The following is a 1,574-nucleotide window of genomic DNA, read 5'->3' as shown; positions in this document are numbered from 1 at the left end:
ACATATCGTTGCAAACAAGAAAACGGCTACACCGCCCATGTTTACTGGGCTTGTAGCCGCATTTTCATTTTTCAACTGTCAAAGATGGGATTATACACCCAAAACGGGATCCTTACAATCTTATCGTCCCTTTTCTTTACAGTTCTCTTTTTAAGAAGAAACGTCTGTGACTTCATTACAGAATTTTCTTTCTGTTTCTGCGATGATAAAGCCATCACAGATCACATACTATCGTAAGGAGGATTACCATTATGCACATTCAATTAGACGAACGTCTTACCAGTTATATGAAAGAACATCACAAAGAAAATATTCTGATCACTTCTATGCTCTGCCATACTTGAGGCGGCTCCCGGCTGGAGGTTTCAGCAAGATTTATCGACGCAGAGGAAACTGCCGCATTAAAAGCAGATCATTTTCAAGTATTCCCTCATCCACTTGGGAACGTCCTGATCCGCCGTATTCCACAGCACATGGAGGAAACAGTGACTCTTGGACTATCCAAATTTTTCAAAAGGATCACAGTGCAGGGAATCTACTCTGCATAGCAGCCCGTTTTTCATCACTCCCCCTTTGGAGATACTGTCATTCTGATTGATTGGCGTGACAGTATCCCCCCTCTAAAATCTTATTACTTTTACTTTGTGAACTACTGCTCCCTAAAGGCAAGTGGATTTCCACAATTTTTCTTTAAAATGAAAATTCCATAAACTCTACACAAGACTCCGTATAAAGAAGAAAATACAATGCGTGTATCCCTTCTACACTCTTTACTTCAATAGTAGAATCTTCCCACGAACAAGACAAGTCTATCTCTTTTTCCCCAAGACACTCTCCATTCGGTGAATCAATACATACCTTTACAAAAACAGTTCCTTCTCCACGTAATTTTACTGTAATTCTTTGAACATCTTTCCAATCAAAATATTTAAATCCTACCACAGTATCTTTTCTTAAATTTGTCAGATAATGAATGGCCTTCGTCTCATCATTCCCTACCGATTCCTCATAAATGTACCCCTCATTCTCTCTCCTATGCTGTCGAACATTTAATTTTTCTTTTGAAAACAAACTTCCCATTAAACAGCAGCAATAACATGCATTATAAGTTCCCATTGTCGGCAACGGTCCTCTATTTAAACCACAGCTTGTGATTTCCGCTTGATTAAACGAACCATCTGCATTCACAATAAGCTTTTCGGCGCATCCTTGTCTGCTACATTCAATTGCATGTGTTTGTCTATGATAAAAAATATACCAATCTTCCTGAATCTGAACTAAACCGCCATGTACATTCCCATATGGCATCACCGGAGTTTCATTTCCATTCATTCCAATATCTGCACTGCTGACCAACACTCCCCTATACTTATATTTCCCTAATGGAGATTTTGAAACCGCATAGCTCAATTCATGGCTCGTTTCGCCTGAATACACCATCACATACTCCCCATTGATTTTCCTCGGGCTTGATGCCTCTTGACACTCCCCACAGCTAAAGCAGGGGGATTCTTGCTTCAACCACTACTGCATTGGAGATAATACCATGCGGTATTTCAATGTCTTACACAGTG

1 protein-coding gene is annotated in these 1,574 nt (G+C 39.9%); it reads right to left on the bottom strand.

The window, feature by feature from the left end:
• Window positions 1-690: 690 nt before the first annotated feature.
• Window positions 691-1,440, bottom strand: a complete 750-nt coding sequence (locus EDD74_RS14940; RefSeq protein ID WP_116441082.1) for a hypothetical protein — start codon at window positions 1,438-1,440, stop codon at window positions 691-693.
• Window positions 1,441-1,574: the final 134 nt, after the last annotated feature.

It is taken from the genome of Faecalimonas umbilicata, assembly GCF_004346095.1.
In the GTDB taxonomy this organism is placed as follows: Bacteria; Bacillota; Clostridia; order Lachnospirales; family Lachnospiraceae; genus Faecalimonas; species Faecalimonas umbilicata.
The sequence above is the reverse complement of the archived record's forward strand: the minus strand, read 5'-3'. Positions and strand labels throughout refer to the sequence as shown.